The 26,009-nt window shown below is 71.7% G+C and carries 22 protein-coding genes and 1 tRNA gene; 8 read left to right on the top strand and 15 right to left on the bottom strand.

The window, feature by feature from the left end; translation table 11 throughout:
• Nucleotides 1-142: 142 nt before the first annotated feature.
• The 6 genes from AACH11_RS09830 to AACH11_RS09805 form a co-directional block, all read right to left on the bottom strand.
• A complete protein-coding gene (locus AACH11_RS09830; protein WP_341374034.1) occupies nt 143-958 on the bottom strand; it encodes a TIGR00266 family protein in 816 nt (271 codons plus the stop codon).
• Nucleotides 959-1,036: 78 nt separating this feature from the next.
• Nucleotides 1,037-1,423 (bottom strand): hypothetical protein, encoded by a 387-nt coding sequence (locus AACH11_RS09825; protein ID WP_423228716.1) that lies wholly within the window; start codon nt 1,421-1,423, stop codon nt 1,037-1,039.
• Nucleotides 1,420-2,055: a uracil phosphoribosyltransferase gene (gene upp / locus AACH11_RS09820; RefSeq protein ID WP_341374033.1), complete on the bottom strand. Its 636-nt coding sequence runs from the start codon at nt 2,053-2,055 to the stop codon at nt 1,420-1,422. Before upp ends, AACH11_RS09825 begins: the two co-directional genes overlap by 4 nt.
• A 160-nt stretch (nt 2,056-2,215) precedes the next feature.
• A complete protein-coding gene (gene rlmB / locus AACH11_RS09815; RefSeq protein ID WP_341374032.1) occupies nt 2,216-3,025 on the bottom strand; it encodes a 23S rRNA (guanosine(2251)-2'-O)-methyltransferase RlmB in 810 nt (269 codons plus the stop codon).
• A 50-nt stretch (nt 3,026-3,075) separates the two neighbouring features.
• Complete coding sequence (locus AACH11_RS09810; protein WP_341374031.1) at nt 3,076-4,599, bottom strand: hypothetical protein; 1,524 nt, start codon at nt 4,597-4,599, stop codon at nt 3,076-3,078.
• 595 nt (nt 4,600-5,194) lie between these two features.
• Nucleotides 5,195-5,271 (bottom strand) — tRNA-Arg (locus tag AACH11_RS09805).
• A 56-nt stretch (nt 5,272-5,327) separates the two neighbouring features.
• Here AACH11_RS09805 and AACH11_RS09800 point away from each other — a divergent pair.
• Nucleotides 5,328-6,137 (top strand): heparan-alpha-glucosaminide N-acetyltransferase, encoded by an 810-nt coding sequence (locus AACH11_RS09800; RefSeq protein ID WP_341374030.1) that lies wholly within the window; start codon nt 5,328-5,330, stop codon nt 6,135-6,137.
• A gap of 147 nt (nt 6,138-6,284) precedes the next feature.
• Nucleotides 6,285-7,922, top strand: coding sequence for a response regulator (locus tag AACH11_RS09795; protein ID WP_341374029.1), 1,638 nt, complete (start codon nt 6,285-6,287; stop codon nt 7,920-7,922).
• Between the two features lie 34 nt (nt 7,923-7,956).
• Here AACH11_RS09795 and AACH11_RS09790 read toward each other — a convergent pair whose 3' ends face one another.
• Nucleotides 7,957-9,957, bottom strand: coding sequence for a DNA topoisomerase IV subunit B (locus tag AACH11_RS09790; RefSeq protein ID WP_341374028.1), 2,001 nt, complete (start codon nt 9,955-9,957; stop codon nt 7,957-7,959).
• Nucleotides 9,958-10,117: 160 nt separating this feature from the next.
• On the opposite strand from AACH11_RS09790, the gene AACH11_RS09785 reads away from it, so the two are divergent.
• The 4 genes from AACH11_RS09785 (at nt 10,118) to bamC (ending at nt 14,458) form a co-directional block, all read left to right on the top strand.
• Nucleotides 10,118-11,353, top strand: a complete 1,236-nt coding sequence (locus tag AACH11_RS09785) for an MFS transporter (RefSeq protein ID WP_341374027.1) — start codon at nt 10,118-10,120, stop codon at nt 11,351-11,353.
• A 175-nt stretch (nt 11,354-11,528) separates the two neighbouring features.
• A complete protein-coding gene (locus AACH11_RS09780; RefSeq protein WP_341374026.1) occupies nt 11,529-12,206 on the top strand; it encodes a class I SAM-dependent methyltransferase in 678 nt (225 codons plus the stop codon).
• A gap of 57 nt (nt 12,207-12,263) precedes the next feature.
• Nucleotides 12,264-13,145 carry a 4-hydroxy-tetrahydrodipicolinate synthase gene (gene dapA, locus AACH11_RS09775; protein WP_341374025.1) on the top strand — a complete coding sequence of 294 codons (882 nt, stop codon included), beginning with the start codon at nt 12,264-12,266 and terminating at the stop codon, nt 13,143-13,145.
• 101 nt (nt 13,146-13,246) lie between these two features.
• The gene (gene bamC, locus AACH11_RS09770) at nt 13,247-14,458 is read left to right on the top strand and encodes an outer membrane protein assembly factor BamC (protein ID WP_341374024.1); all 1,212 of its coding nucleotides are present in this window, start codon (nt 13,247-13,249) and stop codon (nt 14,456-14,458) included.
• A 191-nt stretch (nt 14,459-14,649) separates the two neighbouring features.
• On the opposite strand, the gene AACH11_RS09765 is transcribed toward bamC, so the two are convergent.
• From AACH11_RS09765 to AACH11_RS09755, 3 genes are all read right to left on the bottom strand, one after another.
• The gene (locus tag AACH11_RS09765; protein ID WP_341374023.1) at nt 14,650-14,859 is read right to left on the bottom strand and encodes a hypothetical protein; all 210 of its coding nucleotides are present in this window, start codon (nt 14,857-14,859) and stop codon (nt 14,650-14,652) included.
• A gap of 152 nt (nt 14,860-15,011) precedes the next feature.
• A complete protein-coding gene (locus tag AACH11_RS09760) occupies nt 15,012-15,545 on the bottom strand; it encodes a hypothetical protein (RefSeq protein WP_341374022.1) in 534 nt (177 codons plus the stop codon).
• Nucleotides 15,526-16,665, bottom strand: coding sequence for a JmjC domain-containing protein (locus AACH11_RS09755; protein WP_341374087.1), 1,140 nt, complete (start codon nt 16,663-16,665; stop codon nt 15,526-15,528). The genes AACH11_RS09760 and AACH11_RS09755 overlap by 20 nt, the downstream gene beginning before the upstream one ends.
• A gap of 44 nt (nt 16,666-16,709) precedes the next feature.
• On the opposite strand from AACH11_RS09755, the gene AACH11_RS09750 reads away from it, so the two are divergent.
• Nucleotides 16,710-17,234 carry an FKBP-type peptidyl-prolyl cis-trans isomerase gene (locus tag AACH11_RS09750; RefSeq protein WP_341374021.1) on the top strand — a complete coding sequence of 175 codons (525 nt, stop codon included), beginning with the start codon at nt 16,710-16,712 and terminating at the stop codon, nt 17,232-17,234.
• Nucleotides 17,235-17,453: 219 nt separating this feature from the next.
• Here AACH11_RS09750 and dut read toward each other — a convergent pair whose 3' ends face one another.
• The 5 genes from dut to AACH11_RS09725 form a co-directional block, all read right to left on the bottom strand.
• Nucleotides 17,454-17,906, bottom strand: a complete 453-nt coding sequence (gene dut, locus AACH11_RS09745) for a dUTP diphosphatase (RefSeq protein WP_341374020.1) — start codon at nt 17,904-17,906, stop codon at nt 17,454-17,456.
• 55 nt (nt 17,907-17,961) lie between these two features.
• On the bottom strand, nt 17,962-19,212 hold the full coding sequence (gene coaBC, locus AACH11_RS09740; RefSeq protein ID WP_341374019.1) for a bifunctional phosphopantothenoylcysteine decarboxylase/phosphopantothenate--cysteine ligase CoaBC: 1,251 nt from the start codon (nt 19,210-19,212) through the stop codon (nt 17,962-17,964).
• Between the two features lie 134 nt (nt 19,213-19,346).
• Entirely contained in the window at nt 19,347-20,261 is a 915-nt protein-coding gene (locus AACH11_RS09735; RefSeq protein ID WP_341374018.1) for a UPF0149 family protein, read from the bottom strand.
• Nucleotides 20,258-22,909 carry an alanine--tRNA ligase gene (alaS, locus tag AACH11_RS09730; protein WP_341374017.1) on the bottom strand — a complete coding sequence of 884 codons (2,652 nt, stop codon included), beginning with the start codon at nt 22,907-22,909 and terminating at the stop codon, nt 20,258-20,260. The genes AACH11_RS09735 and alaS overlap by 4 nt, the downstream gene beginning before the upstream one ends.
• A 154-nt stretch (nt 22,910-23,063) precedes the next feature.
• Entirely contained in the window at nt 23,064-24,464 is a 1,401-nt protein-coding gene (locus tag AACH11_RS09725) for an aminotransferase-like domain-containing protein (protein ID WP_341374016.1), read from the bottom strand.
• 207 nt (nt 24,465-24,671) lie between these two features.
• On the opposite strand from AACH11_RS09725, the gene gabT reads away from it, so the two are divergent.
• Nucleotides 24,672-25,988 (top strand): 4-aminobutyrate--2-oxoglutarate transaminase, encoded by a 1,317-nt coding sequence (gene gabT / locus AACH11_RS09720; RefSeq protein WP_341374015.1) that lies wholly within the window; start codon nt 24,672-24,674, stop codon nt 25,986-25,988.
• Nucleotides 25,989-26,009 lie beyond the last annotated feature (21 nt).

Raw genomic sequence — 26,009 nt, 5'->3', positions numbered from 1 at the left:
TGGGCCAGGCAAGCGGTGATCAGCCCGCCAGTGTAGGTGCAGCGTCCCCCACGGCCGGACGCGCAGGATCAAGATGTCGCCGCGCGGCGGGCGGACGGACGGTCCGTCCATGACCGACCGCGCTGCGCCCGGGCCCGCCGGATCAGTCGTCGTCGCCGCCCCCGAACAGGCCGCCGAGGGCCGCGCCACCGGCCAGACCGCCGAGCATCGAGCCCTCCTCGCGGCTGCCACCGGTCTGCGGCGCGGCCGCGAACACGCGGCTGGCCAGACGGCTGAACGGCAGGCTCTGCAGCCACACCGTGCCGGGGCCGGTGACGCGCGCGAAGAACAGGCCCTCGCCACCGAACAGCGCCGTCTTGATCTTGCCGACGTACTGGATCTCGAAGTCCACGTCCGGCGTGTAGGCGACCAGGCAGCCGGTGTCGACCATCAGCGTCTGGCCGGGCTGCAGCTGGCGCTTGACGACGGTGCCACCGGCATGCACGAAGGCCAGGCCATCGCCCTCCAGCTTCTGCATGACGAAGCCTTCGCCACCGAAGAAGCCGACCGACAGCTTCTGCTGGAAATGGATGCCGAGCGAGACGCCGCGCGCCGCGCACAGGAAGGAGTCCTTCTGGCAGATCAGCGTGCCGCCGAGCGTGCGCAGATCCATCGGCAGGATCTTGCCCGGATAGGGCGCGCCGAAGGCCACGCGCTGCTTGGCCGGCGCCTGGTTGGTGTAGACCGTGGTGAACAGGCTCTCGCCGGTGATCAGGCGCTTGCCGGCGCCCAGCAGCTTGCCGAACAGGCCGCCGGCCTGCTGGCGGCCGTCACCGAAGACGGTGTCCATCGCGATGCCGGCGTCCATGAAGAACAGGCTGCCGGCCTCGCCGACCGCCGCCTCGCCGGGGTCGAGCTCGACCTCGACGAACTGCATCTCCGAACCCTTGATCTCGTAGTCGACGACATCCATGGCCATGACGAAGGAATCCTCTTGTCTGTGAACGATGCGGGCCCGATCGATGCGGGCCCGGTTGGAGCGCGGCGCGGGCCGCGCTCAGCGGGGGTTGTCGAAGAACACCCAGGTGCTGCCGGCGCCCGGCACCTCGAAGTACACGCGCTTCTCGCCCGGGCCGGCCTGCATGTCCAGGTTCTCGTCGAGCACGCCGTAGCCGTAGCGGTAGCTGCGGGCCTGGGCATCGTCGGTGCCGTAGGCGGTGGACATCTTGTCGATCTTCAGGAAACGGCGCACCAGCTTGTCGCCCGAGTAGATCTCGAGGACGCCGTCGGTGCCGGTCCAGTTCTGGATGCTGCGGCGGATCTCGTTCTGCCGCTCCTGGGTGCAGCCGGTGGCCAGCAGGACCGCGAGCAGGCCGGCGGCCAGTGCCCGGCGGCGCCAGGGGCCGTCACCGCAGGCGCCCCGCCCGGCGACGGCGCGGCTCACGCCTCCTCCTTGGTGCCGAAGATCTTGTCGCCGGCATCTCCCAGGCCCGGGATGATGTAGCCGTTGGCGTCCAGGTGGCGGTCGATGGCCGCCGTCCAGCAGCGCACGTCCGGATGCCGGGCCTCGAGCGCGGCGATGCCCTCGGGCGCGGCCACCAGCACCAGCGCCCGGATGTCCTGGCAGCCGCGGGCCTTGAGCAGGTCGATGGTGGCGATCAAGGAGCCGGCGGTGGCCAGCATCGGGTCGACGATGATGGCCGTGCGCTCGCTCAGATGGCCGACGAAGCGCTCGAAGTAGTGCACCGGCTGCAAGGTCTCGTGGTCGCGGGCCAGGCCGACGACGCTGATCTTGGCGTTGGGCATCAGGTCGAGCACGCCGTCCATCATGCCGAGGCCGGCGCGCAGGATGGGCACGATCGTGACCTTGCGGCCGGCGACCTGCTCGACCTCGACCGGGCCGCTCCAGCAGGACAGCGTCGTGCGTTCCAGCGGGAAATCGGCGCTGGCCTCGTAGGCCAGCAGACGGGTGATCTCGGCGGTGAGCTCGCGGAATTTCTTCGTCGAGATGTCGGCCTCGCGCAGCAGGCCGATCTTGTGGCGCACGAGCGGGTGCGCGACGGCAATCACGGGCATCGTCAGGTACTCCCCGGGCGGCCGTGGCACGGAACGCGCCAGCACATCGCTGCCCCCGGTCTGCTGACGATCAGTGTAGCGAGCGGCATGCCAGAGCCGCCGGCCACGGCGTGGACCGGCCGTGACGGCGGCACCGGCCACCCGGGTACGGGTGTCTCGGTCAGACGCCTGCGTCGTCGTCGGAGGCGTCGGCGTCGGCGTCGGCGGCCTGGGCATCGTCATCGGCCGGCGCCGCAGCGGCGCGCCGCTGGCGCAGCGCCTCGTACAGGCAGACGGCGGCGGCCACCGAGACGTTCAGGCTCTCGACGGCGCCGCACATCGGGATGCGCACCAGCGCATCGCAGGTCTTCTTGGTCAGGGCGCGCATGCCCGGGCCTTCGGCACCGAGCACCAGCGCGACCGGACCCGACAGATCGATGTCATGGATGGTCTCCTCGGCGTCCTCGGCGGTGCCGATGACGCGGATGTCGCGTTCCTTCAGCTCGTTGAGGGTCCGCGCCAGGTTGGTCACCATCAGATAAGGCACGGTCTCGGCCGCACCGCTGGCCACCTTGGCCACGGTGGCGTTCAGCCCGACCGCATGGTCCTTGGGCGCGACCACGGCATGGGCGCCCGAGCCATCGGCCACCCGCAGGCAGGCGCCGAGGTTGTGCGGATCGGTGACGCCATCGAGCACCAGCACCAGCGGCGGGCCCTCGACCTCGTCGAGCACGTCGTCGAGCGAATGGCGCGGTGCCAGCGCCTTGGCCCTGGCGACCACGCCCTGGTGGCGCGGATTGCCGGCGAGCTTGAGCAGCGCGGCTTCGTCGCCCTCGATGACGCGCACGCCCGCTTCCTGGGCACGGGCCAGGAACTGGCGCATGCGCGCGTCGCGGCGGCGGGACTCGACATGGATCTCGACAATGCTCTCGGGTGCGGTCTTCAGACGCACCGTGACGGCGTGGAAGCCGAACAGGACCTGGGTGTTCATCGCCATGACTGTAGCGCCGGGATGGGCGCCGGGATGGGCGCCGGCCCGGATCAGGGCCCGGGGCCCGGTGTCGAACGCATCGTCGACGGCACGGCCTGACGGCCAGGATCGGTGGCGCCGGCCGCCCGCGCGGCAGGCGGCGGCGTCCGCTCCGGCCCGCACGCCATCAGGCACCAGCCGCCCTGCCCTGGCGGTCCGCCGGCCCGGACGACCGGCTGTCCGATCCCGGCGAGCGGGCGCCATGACAGGCCGTGACCCGGCGGAGCCAGCCCGCCCGGACCTACCGTCTCCGGCCCTGACCACGACAACACGCTGGCGCTCGCCGACCACGGCCCGGCCATGGCGATGGCATCACCTCGCCGCTCCGCCAGCGGCGGATCCGCCCAGGCGGCACTGCCCAGCCATGCATCCAGCCGTCGCCCCGCCGCCAACCCGACGCGGGCGATCCGCAGCCCGGGCCGGGCCGGAGACACCAGCGCACGCCAGCGCGCCGCCATCGAGCGCGAGATGACGGGCAGCCGCCCCGGTGGACGCGCCCTCGTCGCCGCCGAGCGCTCGTTGCGACCGGCATGTGGCGCGCGGGGTCTGAGCCTGGGGTCCAGGATCACCGGGCCCCAGGCGACAGGGGCATCGTCGGACGGATCGACGGACGATCCGTCCGGCGGTCCCGCGGATGCGGATGCGGGGGCAAGGGCGACGGCCACCTGCGCCACGGTCGGTTCCGCGGTCGGTTCCATGGTCCGCTCCACGATGTGCGCCACGGTCGCTTCGACCGCCTGGTCCTCGACCGCCACCGCCGCGCCGGACGCACATCCGTCGACGGCCACCGGCACCGGCCCGTCCAGGCATTCGAGCCCGGCGGCCAGCCAATCCTCCTCGGCCAGGTCGGCACCCGGAGGGGCGGCCGGTGCGACGGCCTCGACCGGCGCATCGCGCGCCTCCGGCAAGGTCAGCGAGGTCTCGTCCGTCAACACCGGGATGCCAGTAAATGCGGAGGCGGAAGCGGAGGCAGGGACGGAAGCAGGAACAGGGACAGAAGCGACGGCACCATCGACGTCTGCCGGCGGGACCCGGGCCGCCGTGGTCTCGACCGCCGCGGCGTCGGCCTCCCGGTGATCCGGGGTGGCGGCAAGAGCGGCCGGCGCACCGGCGACCGGCTCCTCGACCATCGCACCGCCGATCGCCGCAGCGCCCGGCAATGCCAAGCGCTGCTCGGCCGACATCAGGCGCAGCACCCGGGGCGACAGCCCGGCCAGGGTGCAGGCGCCGAGGTCGCCCAGCTGATCGGGCGTCATGGCCGCGAGCGCCGCATCGTCCAGGGCATTGATCCAGTCCGCGTCGAGCCAACGGCCCGTCTGCGGCAGCGCGCTCACCTGGGCCGGCGTCAGCACGGCCACGGCGGCGGGCGACAGGGCCTCGACATGGAACAGTGCGGCCAGCTGCAGCGGGCTGAGCGCACGCACGAAATCCGGTGCCAGACCCGCACAGGTCAGACGGGACAGCTGGGCCAGGGCCGACAGACTCAAGGCCGCCACCCAATCGGCCGACAAGGCATTCAGCCAGTCGGCGCTCACCCAACGCCAGGGCAGCGCATGCCACGACGGATGCGGTGCGCGCGGCGTCGCACCGGATGCGGCATCGGCGTGCGGCGTCGGCGATGGGTGATCGGCGACAGGGTCAACAAGGGTCTGGGCAAGCATGGCGCTCTCCGGAAGGACGGCTGGACTGCGGCCTGGAGGCGGCCCGTGCGCTGACCTCATGTGGCAGATGCACGGACCGGAATGTGTGGCCCGGATCTTAGGTCGACCCCCTGGCTCGCGGGGGGTCGCGCATCGCCGGAGAACAGGCCGCTTTCGCCCCCAGTTCCGGCCCTGCTTCAGCGTGGCCTGACACGGCGCGGCGGGCCGGGAGGCGAATGGGGATGGAAGCCGGGGTGGGAACCGGACGGCCCGGAACGGCCCGGGAGGGCCGCTGCAACGGCAAGCGATGCAGATGCAGCGGCAGGCGCCGGTCCGCGGCCAGGCCACGAAGGCGAAGGCGGAAAGTCACCATTAACGCTAGCGTTAACTACCCGCTCTTCCCGCCCTCTTCCCGCCCTCTTCCCGCCCTTTTCCGGCCCTCGTTCACCGCGCTGCCAAGCCCTGGGAAGCGGTGAACGACGGTGAACGCTGGCCTGCCCGGAGGGACTCGAACCCCCGACCTGCTGCTTAGAAGGCAGCTGCTCTATCCAGTTGAGCTACGGGCAGCGCGCGGGGCGCATTGTGCCTTCTCCCGCGACGGCGCCGACGACAATGCGCCGAGCATGACCGACACCCCCGCCGCTGAACAGGCCGCTGAACACGCCAGCTTGGCCGCCTCATCCCGCGCCGACGCTCCGGCCACGCCGCCGCCCCGCTGCGCCCTGCTGGACGCGCTGCGCGGGCTGGCCATCGTCTGGATGGTCGGCTTCCATGCGGCCTTCGACCTGAACTGGCTGGGCTTCATCCAGCCGCGCTGGCACTTCACGCGCGATCCGCTGTGGACCACCCAGCGCACGCTGATCGTCAGCCTGTTCATGCTGTGCGCCGGCCTCGCGCTGGCGCTGACGCTGCGTGCCGCACCGGCACGGCCACGCTTCTGGCGGCGCTGGGCGCAGATCGCCGCCTGCGCGGCGGGCGTGTCCATCGGCTCGGCGTGGCTGTTTCCGCACAGCTGGATCAGCTTCGGCGTGCTGCACGCGATGGCGGCGATGCAGCTGATCCTGCATCCGCTGCGCGAGCGGCTGGGCCGCACGCCGCCCTGGCGGCTGCTGGCCCTGGGCGCGCTGGCCATCGCCCTGCCCCAGGTCATCGCCGATCCGTGGTTCGACACGCGCTGGACAAATCCGCTCGGCCTGGTCACCCGCAAGCCCGTGACCGAGGACTGGGTGCCGCTGCTGCCCTGGTCGGGCCTGCTGCTGTGGGGCCTGGCCGCCGGCCGCGCCCTGCCCGCGGCCTGGCTGGCCCGGCCCTTGCCGCGCGCCAGCGGCCCGCTGCAGGCCATCGGCCGCTGGCCGCTGACGGTCTACATGCTGCACCAGCCGCTGTTGCTCGGGCTGCTGTGGGCATGGCGGAGCTGGCGACCGGCGGGCTGACCGCGCGGAAGGGGCCACCGGCCGCCCGCCGCCGACCACCCCGACCGTGCGCCGACCGAAGTGGCTCAATCCGGCGCGCCGCACACCGATAAGACGAAGGTCGCGGTGCCGGTCCTGGCGCTGTCCGCAGTCCCCTGTCCGTCCGTCATGACGCCTGCCGAAGACGATTTCACCGCCTGCTCCGCCCTGGTCATCGACGCCAACGATGTCTCGCGCCGGACGCTGGCGGGCATGCTGCGCAACCTCGGCGTCGGTCGCATCGAGCAGGCGGCACGGCCGCAGGAGGCGCGCGACATGCTCGACATCCGCGGCCACGACATCGTGCTGTGCGACTACCACTTCCCCGACCAGCCGGTCAACGGCCAGGAACTGGTCGAGGACCTGCGCCAGTCCGGCCTGCTGCCGCTGCGCACCATCGTCGTGATGATCAGCGGCGAGAGCAACTACGGCGTGGTGGCCGAGGCGGCCGAGGTCGCGCTCGACGCCTACCTGCTCAAGCCCCACACCGAGGCCGCGCTGCGCCAGCGTCTGCTGCAGGCCCGCGCCCGCAAGCAGGCGCTGCACGGGCTGCTGCAGCTGATCGAGCAGGAAGCCTTCGAGCCGGCCGCCCAGGAGGCCCAGCGCCTGGTCGACACGCGCGCACCGGCCTGGCTGGAGGCGGCCCGCATCGGCGTCGACCTCTACCTGCGGCTGGGGCGCGGTGCGCAGTCGCTGGAGATGCTGGGCCATGTCATCCGCAACGGTGCGCTGCCCTGGTCACGGCTGGGTCTGGCCCAGCCGGCCGGCGAGCCGGGCGCCGGGCGCAAGCCGCGCCGCACGCTCGAGAGCCTGATCGGCGAGGCCGAGGGCTACAACGACGCGTTCGACCTGATGTGCCGCTCGCAGCTCGAACAGGGCGAGGCCGCCGCCGCGGTCGAGACGCTGCAGCAGGCCGCGCGGCTGACGCCGTCGAGCGTGCCGCGCCTGATCAAGCTGGGCCTGCTGAACTTCTGCTTCGGCAACGGACGCACCGCGCTCGACGCGCTGCAGCGCGCGACACGGATCGGCCTGAACCACCGGGTCTATGACCTGGAAGGCCTGGTGCTGCTGGGCCTGCTGCAGTTCGACACCAGCGACGAACGCGGCCTGACCGCCTCGACCCAGATGCTCGCGCGCATCCGTGGCGACGTCGGCCAGAGTGCCCGGCTCGAGCGCTTCGAGCGCGTGCTGAAGGTGATGCTGTCGCTGCAGCAGCGGCACACGGTCGATGCGCTGGGCCAGCTGACCGCGCTGCTGGGCGCGATGCGCGAGCCGGACTTCGACGTCGAGGCCGCCGTCAACCTGCTGGCGGTGCTGGCGCGGCTGACGCGCAGCGAGCTGCAGCTCGGTGACCTGGACCATCACGTGGGGCAGCTGGCGCTGCGCTTCGCGGTCAGCCGCAGCACCACCGATCTGATGTGCGCGACGGTCGGCGACTGCCCCCAGCTGGTGGTGCAGATCCGCACCAGCCATGAACGCATCGGCCAGAGTGCCGAACAGGCCGTCGCACGCACGCTGGCCGGCGAGCCGGCGGCCGCCGCGCAGGACCTGCTGCAGCTGGCCGAGCAGACCCTCAATGCCAAGCTGATGGATCTGGCCCAGCACACGCTGCTGCGCCACCATGCCCGCATCGGCGAGGCCGCGGCCGCACCGATGATCCAGCGCCTGCAGCAGCTGGTGCAGACCTATCGCAGCTACGGCACCCAGGTGCGGGCGGCACGGCTGGACGATCTGGCCGCCCTGGCCGCCACGATGACCCAGGGCTGAGCCCGCCCGCGGCCGGGCTCGGACGCGGCCAGACTCACACGTCGATCTCGACCGCGTCGCCGTGCAGCTCCATCAGCTCGCGGCGCGCGGCGGCCTCGCCCTTGCCCATCAGCTTGGTGAAGCTGCCCACGGTCTCGTCGAAGCTCAGCGCGCCCCAGTTGACCGGCAGCAGACGGCGCGTGTCGGGGTTCAGCGTGGTCTCCCACAGCTGCTCGGCGCTCATCTCGCCCAGGCCCTTGAAGCGGCTGATCGACCAGCTGCCCTCGCGCGCGCCTTCCTTGCGCAGCTTGTCCAGGATGGCGTCGAGCTCGCCCTGGTCCAGCGCGTAGAGCTTGGCCGCCGGCTTCTTGCCGCGCGCCGGCGCATCGACCCGGAACAGCGGCGGCTTGGCGATGTGGACATGGCCGCGCTCGATCAGCTTCGGGAAATGGCGGAAGAACAGCGTCAGCAGCAGCACCTGGATGTGCGAGCCGTCGACGTCCGCGTCCGACAGGATGCAGACCTTGCCGTAGCGCAGGCCGCTCAAGTCGGGTGAATCGGCGGGCCCGTGCGGATCGACGCCGATGGCCACCGAGATGTCGTGGATCTCGGTGTTCCTGAACAGCAGGTCGCGCTCGACCTCCCAGGCGTTGAGCACCTTGCCGCGCAGCGGCAGCACGGCCTGGGTCTCCTTGTCGCGGCCCATCTTGGCCGAGCCGCCGGCCGAGTCGCCCTCGACCAGGAAGACCTCGTTGAAGGCGATGTCGCGGCTCTCGCAGTCGGTGAGCTTGCCCGGCAGCACGGCCACGCCCGAGCCCTTGCGCTTCTCGACCTTCTGGCCGGCGCGCTGGCGCGTCTGCGCGGCCTTGATGACCAGCTCGGCCAGCTTCTTGCCGAGCTCGACATGCTGGTTCAGCCACAGCTCCAGCGGCGGCTTGACGAAGGCGCTGACCAGGCGCAGCGCGTCGCGGCTGTTCAGCCGCTCCTTGGTCTGGCCCTGGAACTGCGGATCGAGCACCTTGGCCGACAGCACGAAGCTGGCGCGGCTGAACACGTCCTCGGGCATCAGCTTGACGCCCTTGGGCAGCAGCGAGTGCAGCTCGATGAAGGTCTTGATCGCCTGGAACAGGCCGTCCTTCAGGCCGCTCTCGTGGGTGCCGCCGGCCACCGTCGGGATCAGGTTGACGTAGCTCTCGCGCAGCAGCGGGCCTTCCTCGGTGAAGGCCACGCACCAGGCCGCGCCCTCGCCCTCGGCGAAGGTCTCGCTGTCGGCGCCGCTGGCATAGGCCTCGCCGTCGAACAGCGGGATCAGCGGATCGGCCGCCAGACCCTGGGCCAGGTAGTCGCGCAGGCCGCCCTTGTAGAGCCAGGTCAGCACCTCGGCCGGCTTGTCGCCGCCCTTCTCGACCGTCAGCGTGACGGTCACGCCCGGCATCAGCACGGCCTTGCTGCGCAGCAGGTGGAGCAGCTCGCCGCGCGGCAGCTCGGCCGCCTCGAAGTACGTCGCGTCCGGCCACACGCGCACGGTCGTGCCCTGGCGGCGCTCGCCGCGCTCGGCCTTGCGCACGGTCAGCGGCTCGATCACGTCGCCGCCGGAAAACGCCAGCTGGGCGACCTGGCCGTCACGGCAGACACCGACCTGCAGCCGCGTCGACAGCGCGTTGGTCACGCTGACGCCCACGCCGTGCAGGCCACCGGAGAAGCTGTAGGCGCCGCCCGCGCCCTTGTCGAACTTGCCGCCGGCGTGCAGCCGGGTGAACACGATCTCGACCACCGGCACGCCCTCTTCGGGGTGCAGGCCGAAGGGGATGCCGCGGCCGTCGTCCTCGACGCTGACCGAGCCGTCGACATGCAGGACGACGGCGATGCGCTTGCCGTGGCCGGCCAGGGCCTCGTCGGCCGCGTTGTCGATCACCTCCTGCACGATGTGCAGCGGGTTGTCGGTGCGGGTGTACATGCCCGGGCGCTGCTTGACGGGCTCCAGGCCCTTGAGCACACGGATCGAGCCCTCGCCGTAGCTGCCGGGCGACGACGTAGCGGAGGAGGAGGTAGCCATGGCGCGGGATTCTAGGCAGAGCCGGGCGCGGCCCCGCCCGCCGCGCGGTGCCACGCGCCGCCGGAGGCCGCCATCGCCCCGTCAGGCACGGACCACGTCCAGCCGCTACAGTCGACGGTCCTTCCCCTGCCGCGGCCACCGCGGCCCGATCAGGAACAACGTGAGCGCTATCTCTCCGATCGATCGCCCCGCCGCCCTGTCGGTGCGCCAGGTGCTGCTGTGCGGCGCCCTGATCGTCACCCTCAGCATGGGCATCCGCCACGGCTTCGGCCTGTGGCTGCAGCCGATGACGATGGACCGCGGCTGGACGCGCGAGACCTTCTCGTTCGCGCTGGCGGTGCAGAACCTGGCCTGGGGCGCCGCCGGGCCGTTCGCCGGCATGCTGGCCGACCGCTGGGGCGCCTTCCGCGTGCTGGCTGCCGCGGCGCTGCTCTACGCGGCCGGCCTGGCGTCGATGGCGCTGGCCGCCACCGGCACGGGTTTCGCCGCCACCGCCGGCCTGCTGGTGGGCATCGCGCAATCGGGCTGCACCTACGCGGTGGTCTACGGCGTGATCGGCCGCCAGGTGCCGGCCGAGCGGCGCAGCTGGGCGATGGGCGTGGCCGCGGCCGCCGGCTCCTTCGGCCAGTTCCTGATGGTGCCGGTCGAGAGCGCGCTGATCGGCCATCTGGGCTGGCAGCAGGCACTGTTCGTGCTGGCCGCCGCCGCGCTGCTGATCATCCCGCTGGCGCGCGGCCTGCGCGAGCCGGCCCAGCTGGCGGCCGCCGGCGGCGCGCCGGCCCAGAGCGTGGGCGCGGCCGTGCGCGAGGCCTTCGCGCTGCCCAGCTTCCGCTGGCTGATGGGCGGCTACTTCGTCTGCGGCTTCCAGGTCGTCTTCATCGGCGTGCACATGCCCAGCTTCCTGAAGGACGAGGGCCTGCCGCCGCAGGTGGCCACCACCGCGCTGGCGCTGATCGGCCTGTTCAACGTCTTCGGCACCTACGCGGCCGGGCAACTCGGCCAGAAGCTGGCCAAGCGCCACATCCTGGCGGCGATCTACGCGCTGCGCTCGGTGGCCATCGTCGCCTTCATGGCCGCGCCCAAGACGGCACTGACGGTCTATGTCTTCGCCAGCGTGATGGGTGTGCTGTGGCTGTCCACCGTGCCGCCGACCAATGCGGTGATCGCGCAGATCTTCGGCGTGCGCCATCTGTCGATGCTGGGCGGCTTCGTGTTCTTCTCGCACCAGATCGGCTCCTTCCTCGGCGTCTGGCTGGGCGGCCGGCTCTATGACGCGACGGGCAGCTACGACATCGTCTGGTGGCTGTCGGTCGCCCTCGGCGTGCTGGCCGCGCTGGCCAACCTGCCGGTGCGCGAGCAGCCGCTGCAGCGCACACCGCTGCCGGCCACGCCGTGATCGCGCGCGCGGCGATCGCGCTCGGCGTGGCCGCGGCGCTGGCGGCCGTCTTCCTGGCCTACCTGGACCCGCACCTCGCCCGCGACCTGTCGGCCCGTTTCTGGGCCTGTTTCTGAGCTTGTTTCTGAGCACCGGCCGACGCGCCGGCGGTCTCCGTCCGCACTCCGCGCTCCTGATGGTCCTGCCCCTGGCTCCTGAAGCGGCCCACGTCGCCGCCCCTTCGCCCTGGCTGCTGCGCTGGGCCCATCTGCTGCCGGCCGGCAGCGCGGTGCTGGACCTGGCCTGCGGCAGCGGCCGGCATGTGCGCTGGCTGGCCGCGCGCGGCCATCGGGTGACGGGCGTCGACCGCGATGCGGCGGCGCTCGCCCCGCTGGCCGATGTCGCGCACGTGCGCTGCGTCGACCTCGAGCACGGCCCCTGGCCGCTGCACGGTGAGCGTTTCGACGCCGTGCTGGTGACGAACTACCTGTGGCGGCCCCGGTGGGACGCGCTGGCCGACTGCGTCGCGCCCGGCGGCTGGCTGATCTACGAGACCTTCGGCCAGGGCCAGGCGGCCATCGGCCGGCCGTCACGGCCGGAGTTCCTGCTGCAGCCGGGCGAGCTGCTGCAGCGTTGCGCCGGCTGGCAGATCGTCGCCTACGAGGACGGCCTGGAGACGGCGCCCGAGCGCTGCGTGCAGCGCATCATCGCGCGCCGGCCGCCGTCCGCGACCGGCGACGCAGCCACTGCGCCCCAGGGCGCCACGACGGCGCGTGCGGCCGCTCCGGGTCCGGACACGCCACCGCCACCGGCGCCACCGCCCGCCTGGCCGCTGAACGCGCCGGCGGGCGCGCCACGGCCCACCGTCGGCTGAACGCCGGATCCGGCCGCGCCGCCGCCCGCTAAAATCCCCGCTTCGCAAGGAACCCGCATGAAACCCATCGTAGGCAGCATCGTCGCGCTCGTCACCCCGATGCAGGAAGACGGCAGCGTCGACTATCCGGCACTGCGTGCCCTGATCGACTGGCACATCGCCGAAGGCACCGACTGCATCGGCGTCGTCGGCACCACGGGCGAGTCCCCGACGGTCTCGGTCGACGAGCACTGCGAGATCATCCGCGTGGCGGTGGCGCACGCCGCCGGCCGCGTGCCGATCATGGCGGGCGCGGGTGCCAACAGCACGCGCGAGGCGATCGAGCTGAGCAAGTTCTGCAAGGAAGTCGGCGCCGACTGCACGCTGCAGGTCGTGCCCTACTACAACAAGCCGTCGCAGGAAGGCATCTTCCAGCACTTCAAGGCGATCGCCGAGGCGGTGGACATCCCGCAGGTGCTCTACAACGTGCCCGGCCGCACCGTGGCCGACATGCTGCCCGACACCGCCCTGCGCTGCGCCCAGCTGCCCGGCGTCATCGGCATCAAGGAAGCCAGCGGCAACATCGAGCGCGCGGCCTACCTGATCAAGCACGCACCGGCCGGCTTCCACATCTACTCCGGCGACGATGGCACGGCGGTGGCGCTGATGCTGCTGGGGGGCCACGGCAATGTCAGCGTGACCGCCAACGTCGCGCCGAAGCTGATGCACGAGCTGTGCATGGCCGCCATCGCCGGCGAGGTGCAGAAGGCGCGCCAGATCCACCTGCAGCTGCTGTCGCTGCACAAGCAGCTGTTCTGCGAACCGAGCCCGGCCCCGACCAAGTGGGCGATGGCCCAGCTCGGCCGCTGCCGCAACGTCGTGCGCCTGCCGATCACCCCGCTGACGGCCACCGGCGAACAACTGGTCGGCGCCGCCCTGCGCGACGCGGGTCTGGCCTGATGCGCGCTGACCGTCCGAGCCGGCCGGCTGCGCCGAACACCCTGCCGACCGCCTCGTTGAACGCCGTGCCGAGCGCCTTGCCTCCGACCCGTCCCGCGCCGATGTCCGTCACCTCCTGCCGCCCCGCGACCACGCTGCTGGCCGTCGGCGCGCTGGCGGTGCTCGGTGGCTGCACCGTCGTGACCTCGGGCCCGTCGGCCGGGGACCCGGCCATCTACCGCGCACAGTCGGTCAAGACCGCACCGCTGGACGTGCCGCCGGACCTGAGCCAGCTCAATGCCGATGGCCGCTATGCGCCGCAGGTCGGCGGCAGCGTCAGTGCCAATGCGCTGCAGCAGCAGCGCGGCAGCGTGCAGGGCAGCGCCCCGGCCACCGCCGGCACCGACGCCGTGGTGGCACCGAGCCGCATCGGCAGCACCCGCATCGAGCGCGAAGGCCAGGTGCGCTGGCTGGTCAGCCCGCTGCCGCCCGAGCAGCTCTACCCGCAGCTCAAGGCCTTCTGGTCGGATCAGGGCCTGCCGCTCGTCGAGGATCTGCCGGCCGTCGGCGTGATGCAGACGGACTGGGCCGAGAACCGCGCCAAGCTGCCCGACGACATCCTGCGCCGCACGCTGGGCAACCTGATCGACCGGCTGTACTCGACCGGTGAGCGTGATGCCTACCGCACGCGGGTCGAGCGCCGCGCCGACGGCGGCAGCGAGGTCTACATCAGCCACCGCGGCCTGCAGGAAGTGCTGGTCGGCGCGCGGGACCAGGAAAGCACGCGCTGGCAACCGCGCGCGGCCGATCCGGGTCTCGAGCAGGAAATGCTGGCCCGGCTGCTGCTGCGCCTGGGTGGCGTGGGCGAACTGGCCCAGGCCCGCACCGTGGCCGCAGCGCCCGGCGCCACGGCCGCCTCGCAGGCCGCCGCCGGTCCGTCGACCGCCGCACGCCCGCGCACGCCGCTGGACCTGCCGGCCGACGCGCCGGTGACGCTGTCGCTGGAAGAAGGTTTCGACCGCGCCTGGCGCCAGATCGGCCTGGCGCTCGACCGCAGCGGCTTCACCGTCGAGGACCGCGACCGCCGTGCGGGCCTGTACTTCGTGCGCTACATCGATCCGCGCGCACCGCAGGAAGAGCCCGGCTTCTTCACCCGCATGTTCAGCAGCAAGGATGATGCGCTGCTGCGCAGCCGCCAGGTCCAGCGCTACCGCCTGGCCCTGCAGACGCGTCCGGACGGCACGCTGGTCAGCGTGCAGACGGCCGAGGGGCAGCCGGAGACCGGCGATGCCGCACGGCAGATCGTCGCCCGCCTGATCGACGCCCTGCGCTGAGATCGTGCCGCGACCCTGGACGGGTCCGGCACCGGCCCCATCGAGGCCCCGACCGCAGCCAGCGGCCGGGGCCTCGTCGCTTCAGGCCCCAGGCCCGCCAAGCAGACCCGCCGCCCACCGCCGCGCCTTGGTGCACGGCCATGAAAAAAGCCGCCCGAAGGCGGCTTTTTCATTGACCTGCTGGCGCGAGATCAGTTGCTGGCGGCCGAAGCGGCTTCGACAGCAGCGGAAGCAGCGTCAACAGCGGCCGAAGCGGCTTCGACGGCGGCCGAAGCGGCCTCAACCGGGGCAGCAGCCGGAGCCGAAGCTTCGACCGGAGCAGCAGCCGGCTCTTCCTTCTTGCCGCAGGCGGTCAGGGCAGCGGCGGCGATCAGCGAAGCCAACAGGAGCGACTTGTTCATTTGTGTGTCCTCAGTGAAAAGTGTCGACCAACAGTTACCGGTAGTGGATCTGACTCATCCTGCGAAGCAGCATGTCTGTCGAGAAACCCGACTCGAAAGTCTCGACTGCTTTCGAAGTCAGCCACGCATTATAGACAGATCAGGGAACTTCCCTATAAACCCAAGGTGTGTGCGGGCCAGCAACTTTCGCATTCCTGCAACCAGGGGCGCCAGAGCCCTTGTGGCACCGTGGGTCGAAGCTGAACCCGCAGGCGCCAGGGCAGGCCCGGCAGACGCTCGCTGCACCCTGCTTCGGTGGCCATGCCCTGGGGCCAGGCCTCCCACAACGCCGACGACTGCGCGGACGACAGCGCCGGCGTCGGGCCCAGGCAGTGGATGGCGTGGCTGTAGTCGCGCCGCCAGCGGGCGAACCGGGTCTGCAGGCGCGCGGCCGCCTCCGGCTCGCGCAGCAGCAGCGTGAGCGAGCGACCGGGCTGACGCAACCACTGACCGAGCGCCTCCAGCACCACCGTCTCGGCCAGCGGCCAGTCCGACAGGTCGATGCTGGCGATCCACAGCGTGCGCGCCGCGGGCTGCCCCGGCAGGGCCAGCAGCGCAGCGCGCCAATGGGCCAGGGCCTCGGGGCGTCCGTCGATGCGCAGGCCGGCGCTCGGGGCCCGCGCGGGCTCAGGCCTCGTCGCGTCCATGCAACCAGCCGGCATCGGCCCAGTCTCCCAGCAGGCCCCAGGCCTCGTCGCTGAAGCGTGCGGCCTGGACGGCCGGCAGCGCGCGGGCATCGGCCAGTTCGCGCAGCAAGCGGGCGTCGCGCCCGCCGGCGCGGAAGGACTCACCGTTGATGTAGACGTGACGATCGTCGTGCAGCATGCGGGTGCGACGGTCGAGCACCAGGGCCTGACCCGGAGCGATCGGCTCGCCGGGCTCGAACACCACGCGAGGCTTGGGCTCGGTCATCAGCTCGCCGAGCGCGCGCGGCAGCGCGTCGGGCTCGTCGAGCACACGGCGCAGGCTGTCGCGGGCGAAGTCCACCAGGCTGGCCGGCAGACGGCCCGGCTCGGTGACGGCCGGCGCGCCCGGGTCCTTGTAGATCGGCTCGCGGGCGCCGGGCTCCGGCGGCTCGACCGCATCGGCGATCTGGTGCAGCAGTTCGGTGGCCAGGCCAGTGGCGGTGGCGGCACGGAAGCCGATCGAGCAGGTCATGCAGTCGCCGCCCTCGGCGATGCCGTCGTGGCCGTAGAGCGGCGGCAGATACAGCATGTCGCCCGGCTCGAGCACCACCTCCTCGGTCGGCTCGAAGTTCGCGAGGATGCGCACCGGCAGGCCCGGCACCAGGCTGCGGTCGCGCACCGGGCCGATGCGCCAGCGCCGCCGACCGTGGACCTGCAGCAGGAAGACGTCGTAGGAGTCCAGGTGCGGGCCGACGCCCCCACCCTCGCTGGCGTAGCTGATCATCAGGTCGTCCAGCCGCGCCTCGGGCACGAAGCGGAAGCGCTGCAGCATCTCGTGGGCCGCCTGCTGGTGCAGGTCCAGGCCCTGCACCAGCAGCGTCCAGCCGGCCTTGGACGGCGACGGGATCTGGCGGCGCGAGAACGGGCCGTGGCGCAGTTGCCAACGGCCGTCGAAGGCCGTCAGCAGGCGGCTCTCGACATCCTCGCTGCCGGCCAGATCGAACAGCGCGGCGCGGTCGATCGGCGGCCGCACGTCGGGCCAGGCCTGGCGGATCACCAGGGGCTTGCGCTGCCAGTGGCGGCGCATGAAACGGTCGGGACTCAGGCCGCCCAGCAGCGGCGTCGGGGTGTGCACATCGATGGCCATGGGGCCGATTGTCCCTGCGGATGTGCGAACATCCCCTGATGTTGATCCAAGCACCTTGCGTCGTCAGCCTCGTGTGGACGCTGACGGACGCCCAGCACCAGACCATCGACGACCTGCCCGAACCGGTGGAGTTCTTCTACGGCGGTGATGACCTGCTGCCCAAGGTCGAGGACGTCCTGGCCGGACAGGCGGTCGGTTTCGAGACCGAACTGCACCTGGAGCCCGAGCACGCGTTCGGCGAATACGACGCCAACCTCGTCTGCTTCGAGGAACGGGCCCTGTTCCCCGAACTGCTCGAGGAAGGCATGCAGTTCGAGGGCCTGCCCGAGGGCGCCGCCTCCGAGGACATGCCCGAGGACGTGATCTACACGGTCACCGAGGTCTATCCGACCCATGTCGTGCTGGACGGCAACCATCCGCTGGCCGGCATCGCCATCAACCTCAAGCTCAAGGTGATGGCCGTGCGTGCGGCCACCGCCGAGGAAGCCGAGAGCCGCAGCCTCAGCGAAGGCGGCGCGATGTCGGTGTTGCAGACCGCACCGGGCTCCTCTCAACTGCACTGAACGCGGGCCGCGGGGCCGGGCACGCCCGGTGACCCGGGCTGCGGGCCATCGGGGCGTTGGGCCATCGGGCCGTCAGACCGCCAGGTCTCATGCGCCTGCCCGCACACGCCGCACCGCGGCGCCTGAACAAGCCTTCATTTGACGAAATGTCCGTCAGGCACGGCTGACCGATCGCCCCGCGCAGCCGGCCGGGGACGCCCCGGCCCCCCGGAGCAGGCTTCAGGCCGTGCCGGTCGAGCCGAAGCCGCCCTGGCCGCGCTGGGTGGCGCTGAAGTCCTCGACGATCTCGAAGGCGGCCTGCACCACCGGCACGATCACCATCTGGGCGATGCGCTCGAACGGCTGCACCGTGTAGGCCACGCTGCCGCGGTTCCAGCAGCTGACCATCAGCGGGCCCTGGTAGTCGCTGTCGATCAGGCCGACCAGATTGCCCAGCACCAGACCGTGCTTGTGGCCGAGGCCGGAACGCGGCAGCAGCATCGCGCACAGGCCCGGGTCACCGATGTGCATGGCCAGGCCGGTCGGGATCAGCACGGCCTGGCCGGGCTCGACGCTCAGCGGTGCATCGATGCAGGCGCGCAGGTCCAGGCCGGCCGAGCCGCCGGTCGCATAGGCCGGCAGCTGGTCGGCCATGCGCGGGTCGAGGATCTTGAGGGCGATCGGCAAGGTCATCGGGAGAGGTCCTGGAGTCTGGAAATCAGGGGGGATGTGCCGGCCGGCCGGACGTTCAGACCGCCGGCAGCCGCTGCGCGATCTCGGCGACCAGCGCGCGGGCCAGCGTCAGCTTGTCGGCGGTGGCCAGTTCGCGCTCGCCGGCCGCGTCGACCAGCAGCAGCGTGTTGTCGTCACGGCCGAAGGTGGCCGGGCCGAGGTTGCCGACCAGCAGCGGCACGCCCTTGCGCAGGCGCTTCTCGCGCGCATGGCGGACCAGATCGTGGCTCTCGGCGGCGAAACCCACGCACCAGGGCCGCTGGCCCTCGGGCAAGCGGGCCACGGTGGCCAGGATGTCGGGGTTCTCGACCAGGGCGAAGGGCGCGGGCACACGCTGGCCCTCGGCCTTCTTGATCTTCTCGCCCTGCTCGGCGGCGGGCCGCCAGTCGGCCACCGCGGCGGTGGCGACGAAGACGTCATGGGCCGGCGCCCGCGGCAGCACGGCGTCGTGCATCTGCTGCGCGCTGCGCACGTCGATGCGGGTGACGCCCGCCGGCGTGGGCAGATGCACCGGCCCGGCCACCAGCGTGACCTGCGCCCCGGCCTCGGCCGCGGCGCGGGCGATGGCGAAACCCATCTTGCCGCTGGAGTGGTTGGTGATGCCGCGCACCGGATCGATGGCCTCGAAGGTGGGCCCGGCCGTGATCAGCACGCGCCGGCCGGCCAGCACCTTGGGCTGGAAGAAGGCGATCAGCGCGTCCAGGATCTCGGCAGCCTCCAGCATGCGGCCGTCGCCGGTCTCGCCGCAGGCCTGGTCGCCGTGGCCCGGGCCCAGCACCTGCGCGCCGTCGGCCCGCACCTGGGCGACGTTGCGCTGGGTGGCCGGATGGGCCCACATCTCGCGGTTCATCGCCGGGGCCAGCAGCAGCGGGCAGCGGCCGTCGCCCACCGCCGCGGTGGCGGCATCGGGCGAGGCCCAGGGCCGCGCCAGACACAGCAGCGGCAGCAGCTCACCGGCCAGGCCATGGGCCAGCTGGGCGATGAAGTCGGCCGAGGCCGGCGCCACCAGCACCGCATCGGCCTCGCGGGCGAGGTTGATGTGGGCCATCGCGTTGGGCTCGCGGGCATCCCACTGGGTGGTCACCACCGGCCGACCGCTGAGCGCCTGCATCGTCACCGGGGTGATGAAGCGCGTGGCCGCCTCGCTCATCGCGACCTGCACCGTGGCACCGGCCTTGACCAGCAGGCGCACCAGTTCGGCCGACTTGTAGCAGGCGATGCCGCCGCTCAGGCCCAGCAGGATGTGGCGGCCGCTCAGTTCAGCCATGGTCGGGACTCCGGATCAGGGCGGTGAACGCCGGAAGGCGGAAGGCGGAAGGCGGAAGGCGGAAGGCGGAAGGCGGAAGGCGGGGAACGTTAGCGCGAACGTGATCGAACGCATCCACCTTCAGGACCGGGGCTTCAGGCCCCGCAGCACTTCTTGAACTTCTTGCCGCTGCCGCAGGTGCAGGGATCGTTGCGGCCGACCTTGGCGCCGACCGAGCGGGTCTCGGACTTGGCCGGATGGTCCAGCCAGTACAGGCGCAGGTCCTGGGCGGCGAAGCAGGCCTCGTCGATCAGGTCGTCGCGCGACATCTCCTCGCCCTGGTAGCGCTCGGCCACCAGCGGCCCGATCTCGGACTTGGGCAGCGACAGATGGACGATGCGCTCGAGCGTGTCCTCGAAGAAGTGCGCCAGCTCCTCGTCCTCGATGCCGAGCGCCTCGGGCGAGGGCCAGTCGTCGGCGAAGGCCTCGATGGCGGCCAGGAAGCCGTCGGCCCACAGGCCGCCCGACAGCAGCTCTTCCTCGGCCTGCTCGGCCGTGGCCATGCCGTCGGCGACGATCTCGGCGCGCAGCGCCTCGTCGTACTGGACGATCAGCGGCGCCAGACGCATCTCGTCGGGCGCGTCCAGCAGGGCCTCGGGGTCGAGCTGGCCGGCGATCACGCGCCAGCGGTCGTGCAGCACCTTGAGCGCCGGCTCGGCCGATTGCGGATCGCCGAAGGCGCGGTCGAAGGCGTCACCGGCGAGCGCCGGCAGCCATTCGGACACCGGAATCGCCCGCCGGCCCGACAGCAGCGCCGTCAGGAAGCCGTCGACCCACTCGACCGAGAGCTCGGCGCCGAAGCCGTTGAGCTGCTCGCACAGGGCGTGCAGCGCGTCGATCTCGGCCTGGGTGCTGCCGTCGAAGACGGCGTCGGCATCCACGTCGGCATCAGCATCAGCGTCGGCGCCCTGGGCGGCCACGGCCGGCGTGGTGTCGTCCACCGGTGCGTCACCGGCGGCGATGCCGGCCTGGCGCAGGTTCTGCGGATCGGGGTTCACCGGGGCGCTCACAGACGCTCTCCCACCCAGGCGCTGACGCCCGCCAGCGCCTGCGGCAGCCTGGCCGGCTCCGTTCCGCCAGCCATCGCCATGTCGGGTTTGCCACCGCCCTTGCCGCCCACCTGCTGGGCGACGAAGTTGACCAGCTCACCGGCCTTGACCTTGCCGACCACGTCGGCGGTCACGCCCGCGGCCAGCTGCACCTTGCCGCCGTCGACGGCGGCCAACACGATGGCGGCGGACTTCAGCTTGTTCTTCAGCTGGTCCATCGTCGTGCGCAGCGTGGCGGCGTCGGCGCCTTCCAGCGTCGCGGCCAGCACCTTCAGGCCCTTGATGTCGACGGCCTGCGCGACCAGCGCGTCACCCTGGCTGGAGGCCAGCTTGCCCTTGACGGCGGCCAGCTCCTTTTCGAGGGTGCGCAACTGCTCCTGCAGGCTGGCGATGCGGGCCGGCACCTCGGCCGGTGCGGCCTTCAGCGCCCCGGCCACGCCGTTGACGGTGTGCTCCAGGCCCTGCAGATAGGCCAGCGCGTTGTCGCCGGTCACCGCCTCGATGCGGCGGATGCCGGCAGCCACGCCGCCCTCGGCCACGATCTTGAACAGGCCGATGTCGCCGGTGGCCTTGACGTGGGTGCCGCCGCACAGCTCGCGGGTCGAGCCGATGGTCAGCACGCGCACGGTCTCGCCGTACTTCTCGCCGAACAGCATCATCGCGCCGGTCTTCTGCGCGTCCTCGATGCCCATCACCTCGGCCTTGGCGCCGGCGTTGGCCAGCACCTCGGCGTTGACGATGGCCTCGACGCGGCGGATCTCGTCGTCACTCAGCGCCGCGGTGTGGGCGAAGTCGAAGCGGGTGCGCTCGGGCGTGACCAGCGAGCCCTTCTGCTGCACATGGGTGCCCAGCACCTCGCGCAGGGCCTTGTGCATCAGGTGGGTGGCACTGTGATTGCGCACGGTGCGCGCGCGGCGCTCGCCGTCGACCTTGGCGGCGAACACGTCACCGACCTTGACCTCGCCCTCGGCGATGTGGCCGTGGTGGCCGAAGACGTCAGCCTGGATCTTGAAGGTGTCCGAGACCTCGACCTTGGTGGTGGCGTTGCGCAGCTCGCCGGCATCGCCGACCTGGCCGCCGCTCTCGGCGTAGAACGGGGTCTGGTCGAGCACGATGACGGCGTCGTCACCGGCCTTGGCGCTGTCCACCGGGCTGCCGTCGACGTAGACGGCGGTCACGCGGGCGGCCTCGACGGCCAGGTGCTCGTAGCCCTGGAAGCGCGTGGCCTGGCCGGCGTATTCCAGGCCCTGGGCCATCTTGAACTTGCCGGCGGCACGGGCCTGCTCGCGCTGGCGGCCCATCGCGGCCTCGAAGCCGGCGCTGTCGACGGTCACGCCGCGCTCGCGGCAGACGTCGGCGGTCAGGTCGACCGGGAAGCCGTAGGTGTCGTGCAGCTTGAACGCGGTCTCGCCGTCGAACACCGTGCCCTGGCCTTCGGCCAGCGACGCGAGCGCCCCGTCGAGGATCTCCATGCCGCGGTCGATGGTCTGGAAGAAGCGCTCCTCTTCCTGCTTGAGCACGCCGAAGATGCGGTCGGCCTGGGCGCGCAGCTCGGGATAGGCCTCGCCCATCTCGACGGCCAGCGGATGCACCAGCGTGTGGAAGAACGGCGCGCGCGCGCCCAGCTTGTAGCCGTGGCGGATCGCGCGGCGGGCGATGCGGCGCAGCACGAAGCCGCGGCCGGCATTGCCCGGGATCACGCCGTCGGCCACCGTGAAGGCACAGGCGCGGATGTGGTCGGCGATGACCTTCAGGCTGGGGCTGGTCGCGTCACAACCGCCCTCGGTGCGCTGCGGCGTGGCCTGGTCGACGGCGTTCTTGGCCGCGGCCAGCAGCTTGACGAACAGGTCGATCTCGTAGTTCGAGTGCACGTGCTGCAGCACGGCGGTGACCCGCTCCAGGCCCATGCCGGTGTCCACCGACGGCTTGGGCAGCGGGTGCATCACGCCGTCCTCCGTGCGGTTGAACTGCATGAACACGTTGTTCCAGATCTCGATGTAGCGGTCGCCGTCCTCGTCCGGGCTGCCCGGAGGGCCGCCGGCGACCTCGGGACCGTGGTCGAAGAAGATCTCCGAGCACGGGCCGCAGGGGCCGGTGTCGCCCATCATCCAGAAGTTGTCGGACATGTAGCGGCCGCCCTTGTTGTCGCCGATGCGCACGATGCGCTCCGGCGGCAGGCCGATGTCGTTCAACCAGATGCCGTAGGCCTCGTCGTCCTCGGCGTAGACCGTGGCCCACAGCTTGTCGGCCGGCAGCTTGAAGTGGACGGTCAGCAGCTCCCAGGCGTAGGCGATCGCGTCCTTCTTGAAGTAGTCGCCGAAGCTGAAGTTGCCCAGCATCTCGAAGAAGGTGTGGTGCCGCGCGGTGTAGCCCACGTTGTCCAGATCGTTGTGCTTGCCGCCGGCGCGGATGCACTTCTGGCTGGTCGTCGCACGCGAATAGGGCCGCTTGTCGAAGCCCAGGAACACGTCCTTGAACTGGTTCATCCCGGCGTTGGTGAACAGCAGCGTCGGGTCGTCGCCCGGGATCACCGGGCTGGAGGCGACGATCTGGTGGCCCTTCGACTCGAAGAACTTGAGGAACGTGGAACGGATCTCGGAGGCTTTCATGGGCGGCGTCGGCTCGGGCGGTCGATGCGATGGGAAACCCGCGGACGTGCTGGGATCAGCGCGACGGGCGAATCATGGATTCTATGGTGCCGCGCCCCGGCGACCGGGACGGCCCCCCGGCGTGTCTTGACGCCGGGGCGGCTGCGGGGCGTCCTCAACCGCGCTGGGCGGCCAGGAAGGCGTAGACGCGGTCGTCCTCGCCGTAGGCGACGTTGAAGCGCATCCACGGCGTGGCGTTCAGCATCGGGCTGAACAGGTGGCCGGGGCCGAGCAGGATGTCGTGCTCGGCGGCGCGGTCGGACAGCTCGGCCGCATCGGCGATGGCCGGGTGGCGGGCCCACAGGAACATGCCGGCCTTGGGCTCGGCGAAGAGCTCGAAGCCCAGGCCGTCCAGGCGTGCGCCGACGCGCTCGTGGGCCTCGGCCAGGCGGTCGCGCAGGCCCTTGAGGTGCTTGCGCCAGCGGCCTTCGGTCAGCGCGCCGTAGACCAGGCGCTCGGCGAACTCCGACGAGGTCAGGCCGGCGATCATCTTCAGCTGGGCCAGGTCCTCGACCAGATCCGGGTCGGCCACCACATAGCCCACGCGCAGGTTCGGCGAGATGGTCTTGGAGAAGCTGCTGATGTGGACCACGCGCGTGAGCTGGTCGAGCCCGGCCAGCGAGGGGCGCGGGGTCGGGTCCAGATCGGCGTAGATGTCGTTCTCGACGATGGTGAAGTCGTGGCGCTCGGCCAGCTGCAGCAGGCGGTGCAGCTGCGACAGCGGCGCCACCGAGCCGGTCGGGCTGTGCAGCCGCGGCTGGGTGAAGAAGACCTTGGGCCGGTGCTCGGCCAGCAGGGCCTCGAGCGCGGCCAGGTCGTAGCCGCCCGGCGTGCGCGGCACGCCCAGCAGCTTCGCGCCCAGGTAGCGCAGGCTGAACAGCAGGTTGGCATAGCCGGGATCGTCGACCAGCACCGCATCGCCCGGGCGCACCAGGCGCCGCGCCACCAGATCGAGCGCCTGGCTGGAGCCCTGGGTCAGCAGCACCTGCTCGGGCACCACCGCGACCTCCTGCTCGGCCAGCGTGTCGCGCATCAGCGCGCGCAGCTGCGGATAGCCCTTGGGGTCACCGTAGCCGCCCAGGCCCACATCGTCACCGGCCAGTGCGCGCAGGCTGCGCTTCAAGCCGTCCTCGAACAGCCAGGCGTCGGGCAGCCAGCCGCAGCCGGGCTTCATCGACAGGTGGCGGTTCTCGAAGATCTTGCGCAGGTACCACAGCGCATCGAAGGCGGTGGCGCCGCCCGGGTCCTTCGGATGCACGCTGTCGGCCGGCCCGCCACGGCCGCGCCGGCGCACGAAGAAGCCGGAGTGCGGGCGCGAGACCAGGAAGCCCTGGGCGACCAGACGGTCATAGGCCTCGACAACCGTGTAGACGCTGACGCCATGGACCTGGGCGAACTGCCGGATCGACGGCACCTTGGTGCCGGCACGCATCGAGCCGTCCTCGATCAGCCCGCGCAGACCCTGGACGATCTGCGTGACGAGCGGAACGGACGACTGGGGAGAAAGACTGAACATCGGAACGCGGCGGGGGCCCGGCGGAAAAGGACCGGCTGTGCCGGCCCGGCCCCGGGCGCTGTACAGGTCGGCGGGCCGGCACAGTACACCCGGCCCGGTGGGCGTGCTGTACATGGTAGCGCCCGGGCCCGGCGTCTAGAGTCACCGTGTCATCCTGGACCACCGTCCAGACTCCGCCCGCCCCTCGCTTCCCAGGCCCATCGCACCATGCACCGCGACCCTCTGCCCACCGCACAGACCAACGCCGACCTGATGGCGCGCCGCCGCGCCGCCCTGCCCTCGGGCCTGGGCCAGGCCTTCCCGATCTTCGTCGACCGTGCCGAGAACGCCGAGGTGTGGGACGTCGAGGGCAAGCGCTACATCGACTTCGCCGGCGGCATCGCGGTGCTCAACACCGGCCACCGCCACCCGGCCGTGGTCGCCGCCGTGCAGCGCCAGCTCGAACGCGCCACCCACACCTGCTTCCAGGTGCTGGCCTACGAGCCCTACGTCGAGCTGGCCGAGAAGCTCAACGCGATGGCCCCCGGCGACTTCGCCAAGAAGAGCTTCTTCATGACCACCGGCGCCGAAGCCGTGGAGAACGCCATCAAGGTGGCCCGCGCCTACACCAGGCGCTCGGCCGTCATCGCCTTCGGCGGCGGCTTCCACGGCCGCACGATGATGGGCATGGCGCTGACCGGCAAGGTCGCCCCGTACAAGCTGGGCTTCGGTCCCTTCCCGGCCGAGGTCTTCCACGCCAAGTTCCCGTGCGCGCTGCACGGCGTCAGCGTCGATGACGCGATCGCCAGCATCGAGGCGCTGTTCAAGTACGACGTCGAGGCCAGCCGCGTGGCGGCCATCATCCTGGAGCCGGTGCAGGGCGAAGGCGGCTTCTACATCGCGCCGCTGGACTTCGTGAAGCGCCTGCGCGCGCTGTGCGATGCGCACGGCATCCTGCTGATCGCCGACGAGGTGCAGACCGGCGCCGGCCGCACCGGCGACTGGCTGGCCAGCGACCTGTGGTGGCGCGAGGCCGGCGTGGCGCCGGACGTCATCACCATGGCCAAGAGCCTGGGCGGCGGCTTCCCGATCTCGGCCATCATCGGCCGCGCCGACGTGATGGACGCGGCCTCGGTCGGTGGCCTGGGCGGCACCTACTCGGGCAACCCGCTGGCCTGCGCCGCCGCGCTGGCCGTGATCGAGGCCTTCGAGCGTGACGGCCTGCTGGAGCGCAGCCGCACCGTCGGCGCCCTGCTGGTGCGCGGCCTGCAGGCGCTGGCCGCCAAGCACCCCGGCATCCGCGAGGTGCGGGCCGCCGGCGCGATGGTCGCCATCGAGCTGTTCGGCACCGACGGCAAGCCGGACGCCCCGCGCACCGCCGCGGTGGTCAAGGCGGCGATCGACGCCGGCCTGATCCTGCTGTCCTGCGGCACCCACGGCAACGTGGTGCGCGTGCTGGTGCCGCTGACGGCCAGCGACGCGCTGCTGGAAGAAGGCCTGGGCCTGCTGGACCAGGCGCTGGCCGCCACCGCGCCGAAGGCCTGAGCCCGCGCGACGGGGCGCCGC

It is taken from the genome of Pseudaquabacterium rugosum (assembly GCF_038066575.1).
Classification (GTDB): Bacteria; Pseudomonadota; Gammaproteobacteria; order Burkholderiales; family Burkholderiaceae_C; genus Pseudaquabacterium; species Pseudaquabacterium rugosum.
This window is presented reverse-complemented; position numbering and strand designations above follow the sequence as displayed.

What these genes read in the sequence shown, in the direction of transcription:
- rlmB (WP_341374032.1), bottom strand. Translation starts at nt 3,025, where the DNA reads ATGAACACCCAGGTCCTGTTCGGCTTCCACGCCGTCACGGTGCGTCTG.
- coaBC (WP_341374019.1), bottom strand. Translation starts at nt 19,212, where the DNA reads ATGGCTGAACTGAGCGGCCGCCACATCCTGCTGGGCCTGAGCGGCGGC.
- AACH11_RS09795 (WP_341374029.1), top strand. Translation starts at nt 6,285, where the DNA reads ATGACGCCTGCCGAAGACGATTTCACCGCCTGCTCCGCCCTGGTCATC.
- AACH11_RS09800 (WP_341374030.1), top strand. Translation starts at nt 5,328, where the DNA reads ATGACCGACACCCCCGCCGCTGAACAGGCCGCTGAACACGCCAGCTTG.
- dut (WP_341374020.1), bottom strand. Translation starts at nt 17,906, where the DNA reads ATGACCTTGCCGATCGCCCTCAAGATCCTCGACCCGCGCATGGCCGAC.
- AACH11_RS09780 (WP_341374026.1), top strand. Translation starts at nt 11,529, where the DNA reads ATGGTCCTGCCCCTGGCTCCTGAAGCGGCCCACGTCGCCGCCCCTTCG.
- AACH11_RS09725 (WP_341374016.1), bottom strand. Translation starts at nt 24,464, where the DNA reads ATGTTCAGTCTTTCTCCCCAGTCGTCCGTTCCGCTCGTCACGCAGATC.
- bamC (WP_341374024.1), top strand. Translation starts at nt 13,247, where the DNA reads ATGTCCGTCACCTCCTGCCGCCCCGCGACCACGCTGCTGGCCGTCGGC.
- alaS (WP_341374017.1), bottom strand. Translation starts at nt 22,909, where the DNA reads ATGAAAGCCTCCGAGATCCGTTCCACGTTCCTCAAGTTCTTCGAGTCG.
- AACH11_RS09760 (WP_341374022.1), bottom strand. Translation starts at nt 15,545, where the DNA reads ATGGACGCGACGAGGCCTGAGCCCGCGCGGGCCCCGAGCGCCGGCCTG.
- AACH11_RS09765 (WP_341374023.1), bottom strand. Translation starts at nt 14,859, where the DNA reads ATGAACAAGTCGCTCCTGTTGGCTTCGCTGATCGCCGCCGCTGCCCTG.
- AACH11_RS09790 (WP_341374028.1), bottom strand. Translation starts at nt 9,957, where the DNA reads ATGGCTACCTCCTCCTCCGCTACGTCGTCGCCCGGCAGCTACGGCGAG.
- AACH11_RS09750 (WP_341374021.1), top strand. Translation starts at nt 16,710, where the DNA reads ATGTTGATCCAAGCACCTTGCGTCGTCAGCCTCGTGTGGACGCTGACG.
- AACH11_RS09830 (WP_341374034.1), bottom strand. Translation starts at nt 958, where the DNA reads ATGGCCATGGATGTCGTCGACTACGAGATCAAGGGTTCGGAGATGCAG.
- gabT (WP_341374015.1), top strand. Translation starts at nt 24,672, where the DNA reads ATGCACCGCGACCCTCTGCCCACCGCACAGACCAACGCCGACCTGATG.
- dapA (WP_341374025.1), top strand. Translation starts at nt 12,264, where the DNA reads ATGAAACCCATCGTAGGCAGCATCGTCGCGCTCGTCACCCCGATGCAG.
- upp (WP_341374033.1), bottom strand. Translation starts at nt 2,055, where the DNA reads ATGCCCGTGATTGCCGTCGCGCACCCGCTCGTGCGCCACAAGATCGGC.